Source organism: Serratia quinivorans (genome assembly GCF_052113645.1).
GTDB classification, from domain to species: domain Bacteria; phylum Pseudomonadota; class Gammaproteobacteria; order Enterobacterales; family Enterobacteriaceae; genus Serratia; species Serratia quinivorans_B.
Window position 1 is genome coordinate 1 of the sequence record NZ_JBIEIU010000034.1, and the last position, 5,445, is coordinate 5,445.

A 5,445-nucleotide genomic window follows, 5' to 3' on the forward strand; every position below is an offset into this window, starting at 1 on the left:
CCGTAGGTTTTAGCCAGAACGGTAGTGATTGCTGCAGTCAGGGTAGTTTTACCGTGGTCAACGTGGCCGATAGTACCGACGTTAACGTGCGGTTTTGAACGTTCAAACTTTTCTTTAGACATCGATTGTCCCTCTAAGACACGGATAAATCGGTGGTATCACCACATCAACCAAGCATTTGCTTGTTGAATCCAGAACAGAAAGAAAATCAGGGGGCGAGATTATAAGAAGTGGTGCTGATAGGCAGATTCGAACTGCCGACCTCACCCTTACCAAGGGTGCGCTCTACCAACTGAGCTATATCAGCACATCTTGGAGCGGGCAGTGGGAATCGAACCCACATCATCAGCTTGGAAGGCTGAGGTAATAGCCATTATACGATGCCCGCATCCTGGAACTCGGCTACCTGACTTTTCTGTAGAATTTTTAGATGGGAGAAGGATTGTTCATCGCTTAACTCTCACCCTTCGGGCCGGCTGCGCTATGCGCGGCACAACTCGAACCTTGCGAAGGCTTTCGCCTTCCCCTTCTGCAATTTAACCGTTGCGAGATTATCGCTGGCCAGTTAACTGCCTAAGGCAAGATATGGTGGTGGGGGAAGGATTCGAACCTTCGAAGTCTGTGACGGCAGATTTACAGTCTGCTCCCTTTGGCCGCTCGGGAACCCCACCAGATTTTAACTACTGTGACTTGATTGGTGCCGGCTACCGGAATCGAACTGGTGACCTACTGATTACAAGTCAGTTGCTCTACCAACTGAGCTAAGCCGGCATCAAGTGCAGCGCATTCTAGGTAGACCGGACGGCCTATGCAACAAAAAAATTGCGTTAGCTGCACTTTCGCTCATAAATCACCCAATTTTGTACAGTGTCTGGCAATTCACAGCGCGTAGCGTGCAAACATTCATCAATTGTGAGAATCATTCTCTACAATTTAATGCGTTTTTTGCAAGTATTGACCCTTCCTTTCTCCGTGCCCGTTATCTCAAACCTGTTAACCCCAATCAGAAAACTGTGAGCCGGATCGATGCACCAGTAAAGGGAAGAGTGCTCCATATGGCGGCATCCACTACAATGATCCTTCATCTCTTTCGCCGCCAGCGTGCCCGCCACCACTCTGGCGCAGTTATTGCTTATCTTCATTACCCCCTCACCCAGGAGGAATGACCGATGAAAATTGTCCTGATTAATGCCGCCACCCTGCCCATTTACCGTGATGAATTGGCTCGTCTGTTGACCGATGCGGTGACGCATGGAGCCTCAGTGGGCTACGACACGCTGATCCCGCATGAAGATGCCGAGAGTTACTTCCACAGCTTGCGCCCTGCCCTGGCTAAAGCAGAGCTGTTGCTGTGGATTGCCAGAGACGAGCGCGGCGTCATCGGCACGGTCCAACTTGAGCTGTGCCAGAAACCGAATGGGCGCAACCGTGCTGAGGTCCAAAAACTGTTAGTTCACAGCCGTGCGCGCCGCAAGGGTGTCGGACAGGCCCTGATGAAGGCATTGGAACTGTCGGCGCTACAACAGCAGCGTGGTCTGCTGTATCTCGATACACAGGCGGGTTCCGCCGCAGAAGCGTTGTATCGCTCCCTGGGTTATCGCTGCCTGGGAGAGTTGCCCGACTATGCCGCCGCGCCCGATGGCTACTACCATCCGACGGTCATTTATTACAAACGCCTGTTCGCGGTTAACCAAGCTTCCCCCGCCATCGCCAGCTAGCCTGAAAGCGGTATCATTCCCCAAAGATACCGCTTTGCAACGCCTCTGCAATCAACTGCGCGCCGCTTCTCACTATTGACATAAACTGCCGCCAATCGACAACTTTTGCGAAAAAAGTCTACGCCAAAAACGAAGCTGTCTATAATATGCAGCTTGTTTATTATCTGGAGTTGGCGTCCGGCGCCTTTCCCAACCTGCGTTAACAGGCAGAATTTGGCTTATGATAAAAAGAGATCAATCTTTAGCGACGCCCTATCTTCAGTTCGATCGTACCCAGTGGGCTGCGTTACGAGATTCGGTGCCGCTGACACTGTCGGAAGAAGAGATTGTTAAACTAAAAGGGATTAACGAAGATCTCTCTTTGGAAGAGGTAGCACAGATTTATCTGCCGCTATCGCGGTTGCTGAACTTCTATATCAGTTCCAACCTGCGCCGTCAGGCCGTACTTGAGCAATTTCTCGGCACCGATGGACAAAAAATCCCCTACGTTATCGGCATTGCCGGCAGCGTCGCCGTAGGCAAAAGCACCACTGCACGTTTGCTGCAGGCTTTACTCAGCAGTTGGCCGGAGCACCGTAGCGTCGAACTGATCACCACCGACGGTTTCCTGCATCCGAATAAGGTGTTGAACGAACGCGGGCTGATGAAGAAAAAAGGCTTTCCACAGTCTTACGATATGCACAGCCTGGTGAAATTCGTTTCTGAAGTGAAATCCGGCGCCAAACGCGTAACCGCTCCGGTATATTCCCATTTGATTTATGATGTTGTTCCCGAAGGCAATAAAGTCATCGAACAGCCTGACATCCTTATTTTGGAAGGGCTGAACGTATTACAAAGCGGCATGGATTATCCTCATGATCCGCATCGTGTTTTTGTTTCTGACTTTGTTGATTTCTCAATATACGTCGATGCGCCGGAAGAACTGCTCCAATCTTGGTATATCAACCGATTCCTTAAATTTCGTCAGGGAGCGTTTTCTAACCCTGATTCTTATTTCCATAATTACTCAAAATTGCCGGAACCCGAGGCGATCAATATAGCCACCCAGTTATGGAATGAGATTAATGGATTGAATTTACAGGAAAATATCCTTCCAACACGTGAGCGTGCTAGCCTGATCATGACTAAAAGTGCTAATCATGCGGTCGAGAGCGTTCGTTTGAGAAAATAATCCAATTAACGATAAGGGGCTTTAAAACCCCTTATTGGTAATGAATTATTCAGCGCTACGTAGAGATATTTCCCCACCAATGAATGGTTTAATAACACCGTTTTGCTCAAGCAATAATGCCCCTTGCTGATCGATACCACGCGCAGTGCCGAAAATTTGTTGTTCGCCAATTAATAGTTTCACCGGTCGATCAATAAAGTTATCCAAAGCGTGCCAGCGCGAAATAAAAGGTGTCAAACCATCAATCTCAAACTGACGCAGCGATTGGCGCAACTCATTAAGCAAGGTCGCAGCCAATTCATTACGATCGATATTAATCCCCGCTTCCTGCAGGTTTATCCAGCCCTGGTTAATTGCATTGGCATTGGTTTCACGCATTGCCAAATTGATGCCTGCGCCAATGACCAACTGTGCCGCATCACCGGTTTTCCCCGTTAACTCGACCAAGATACCGGCCAGCTTACGATCGTTAAGGTATAGATCGTTCGGCCATTTGACCCTGACATCCGCCGCACCGAGGCCTTGCAACACTTCAGCCATCACTATGCCGATCACCAGGCTCAGACCCATTGCAGCTGCCGGTCCCTGATCCAGACGCCAAAACATCGAAAGATACAGATTGGCACCAAAAGGAGAGATCCATTGACGCCCACGTCGGCCCCGCCCGGCCTGCTGATATTCGGCGACGCAGGCATCGCCCGATTGCAATTCAGCAATGCGATCCAACAGATATTGGTTGGTAGAATCCACGACCGGCAGCACGGTGACACGCTTGTCTGCCAGTTGGCTGAGAATACGTTCGGCATCCAACAATTGGATTGGGCCAGGCAGGCTGTAGCCTTTTCCCGGTACGGTAAACACATCCAGGCCCCACTCGCGGATCGTCTGGATATGCTTATTAATTGCTGCACGGCTCATTCCCAGCAATTCACCCAGATGCTCGCCAGAATGGAAGCCGCCATCGGCCAGTATCGCAATAAGCTTGAGGGGGACTTTGGTATCCTTCATGACAGAACCTCTACTGCATTTAACTCACCATCCGCACCGATAAAGCGAACTTCTGGCTCTAGCCATACATCAAACTTTTTCGCTACCTTGTTGCGTACGTGGCGAGCCAAGGCTACCACGTCCTGACTGGTGGCATTATCCACATTAACCAGAACAAGCGCCTGTTGGCTATGTACCGCCGCCCCACCAATCTGGTGGCCTTTCAGCTCACACTGATCGATTAACCAGCCTGCAGCCAGCTTCACTTGGCCATCCTGCTGCGGGTAATGCGGCATGCCTGGATATTCGGCCATCAGCGCAGTGGCCTTCTCATTACTGACCAACGGATTTTTGAAGAAACTGCCGGCATTCCCTGTCACCTTAGGGTCGGGCAACTTACTGCGGCGCATGGCGCACACGGAATCAAACACCTGACGTGGCGTCACCGTTTGCGGATCCAGCTTGGTCAGATCGCCATAATTCAGCATCGGCTCCCATTGCTTGTTCAGCCGCAGGCCAACGCCAACAATGATGTGTCCTTTCTGGAAGTGATGTTTAAAAATGCTCTCACGGTAGCCAAATCCGCAATCTGATGCCGGAATACGATCGATAGCGCCCGTACTCAGATCCAACAGATCAACGTAGTCGCATACACTCTTGAGTTCGATGCCATAGGCGCCGATATTCTGAATGGGAGCAGAGCCGACCAGGCCAGGGATCAATGCCAGGTTTTCCAGGCCGGGAATGCTGGTATCCAGCGTGCGGCAAACCAAGCCATGCCAATTTTCACCTGAGCTGACATGGAGGAACCAGGCATCTTTTTCTTCTCTGATATCAATGCCTTTTAATTGATTGATCATGACCGTACCGGCAAAGTCCTCAAGAAATAGGACATTACTTCCTTCACCGAGTACCAGCAGCGGCTCTTGGCGCTTCTGCGTTTTCTGCCAAATCTTGATCATTAATTCTATTGTGTTTGCCATGACCAGATGCGCTGCGTTAGCCGGGAGCGCAAAGGTATTGTGGTTTTTTAATGACGCACTTTCAGTAGACATAACGATAAATACCTATACGGAAATGAACCTCCACCTAGTCTACTCGATTCGGCACGTCAGGCTAATACTTGTTTTCATTGATATTGCTTTTATCTGGAGATCATCCACAGATGAAATATTTCTAATTGTTTTATAAGGTAATTTCTATATAAATTAATTATGTAATACATTAAAGATAATGAGTAACACGATTAATAACAGTATTGTCTTAGAGGTAGGGCTTATTGTTGCAAGCCGAAGCGATCTATTCAGCCTGGTTTATATTCATCTGAAGCTAGTTATCTTCTTTAAGCATTGTATATATCTATAAATATAACAAGATGGGACTTATTTGCAGGAAATTACGGGGAGTCTACTATCAAGGCGTGGTGTAGATGCGCTTTTTTTCTTTTCCGCATAGCAAAAAGGCCATCCTTGCGGATGGCCTCTTGGCTTAATTGATGCCTGGCAGTGTCCTACTCTCGCATGGGGAGACCCCACACTACCATCGGCGCTACGGCGTTTCACTTCTGAG

At 49.2% G+C, this 5,445-nt stretch carries 5 protein-coding genes, 4 tRNA genes, 1 rRNA gene and 1 other RNA gene; 2 read left to right on the forward strand and 9 right to left on the reverse strand.

Annotated elements, in window-relative coordinates; all coding sequences use genetic code 11:
* The 6 genes from ACGS9J_RS26790 to ACGS9J_RS26815 all read right to left on the reverse strand — a co-directional run.
* Window positions 1–122: GTP-binding protein (locus tag ACGS9J_RS26790; RefSeq protein ID WP_004957728.1), on the reverse strand; the 122-nt coding region annotated here is incomplete at its 3' end.
* Window positions 123–231: 109 nt separating this feature from the next.
* Window positions 232–307, reverse strand: a tRNA-Thr gene (locus tag ACGS9J_RS26795).
* A 6-nt stretch (window positions 308–313) separates the two neighbouring features.
* Window positions 314–388, reverse strand: a tRNA-Gly gene (locus ACGS9J_RS26800).
* A 37-nt stretch (window positions 389–425) separates the two neighbouring features.
* Window positions 426–540, reverse strand: a non-coding RNA gene (locus ACGS9J_RS26805) — RtT sRNA.
* Window positions 541–586: 46 nt separating this feature from the next.
* Window positions 587–671, reverse strand: a tRNA-Tyr gene (locus ACGS9J_RS26810).
* A 24-nt stretch (window positions 672–695) separates the two neighbouring features.
* Window positions 696–771, reverse strand: a tRNA-Thr gene (locus ACGS9J_RS26815).
* Between the two features lie 398 nt (window positions 772–1,169).
* On the opposite strand from ACGS9J_RS26815, the gene ACGS9J_RS26820 reads away from it, so the two are divergent.
* Complete coding sequence (locus tag ACGS9J_RS26820) at window positions 1,170–1,718, forward strand: GNAT family N-acetyltransferase (protein ID WP_442233579.1); 549 nt, start codon at window positions 1,170–1,172, stop codon at window positions 1,716–1,718.
* Window positions 1,719–1,938: 220 nt separating this feature from the next.
* A complete protein-coding gene (gene coaA, locus ACGS9J_RS26825; protein WP_442233580.1) occupies window positions 1,939–2,889 on the forward strand; it encodes a type I pantothenate kinase in 951 nt (316 codons plus the stop codon).
* 45 nt (window positions 2,890–2,934) lie between these two features.
* Here coaA and birA read toward each other — a convergent pair whose 3' ends face one another.
* From birA to rrf, 3 genes are all read right to left on the reverse strand, one after another.
* Entirely contained in the window at window positions 2,935–3,897 is a 963-nt protein-coding gene (gene birA, locus ACGS9J_RS26830) for a bifunctional biotin--[acetyl-CoA-carboxylase] ligase/biotin operon repressor BirA (RefSeq protein ID WP_442233581.1), read from the reverse strand.
* Complete coding sequence (gene murB / locus ACGS9J_RS26835) at window positions 3,894–4,931, reverse strand: UDP-N-acetylmuramate dehydrogenase (RefSeq protein ID WP_442233582.1); 1,038 nt, start codon at window positions 4,929–4,931, stop codon at window positions 3,894–3,896. Before murB ends, birA begins: the two co-directional genes overlap by 4 nt.
* A 442-nt stretch (window positions 4,932–5,373) precedes the next feature.
* Window positions 5,374–5,445, reverse strand: a 5S ribosomal RNA gene (rrf, locus tag ACGS9J_RS26840); the annotation flags it as partial.

Excerpts from the sequence above, each read along its gene's own strand:
- ACGS9J_RS26820 (WP_442233579.1), top strand. The coding sequence starts at position 1,170 with ATGAAAATTGTCCTGATTAATGCCGCCACCCTGCCCATTTACCGTGAT.
- coaA (WP_442233580.1), top strand. The coding sequence starts at position 1,939 with ATGATAAAAAGAGATCAATCTTTAGCGACGCCCTATCTTCAGTTCGAT.
- birA (WP_442233581.1), bottom strand. The coding sequence starts at position 3,897 with ATGAAGGATACCAAAGTCCCCCTCAAGCTTATTGCGATACTGGCCGAT.
- murB (WP_442233582.1), bottom strand. The coding sequence starts at position 4,931 with ATGTCTACTGAAAGTGCGTCATTAAAAAACCACAATACCTTTGCGCTC.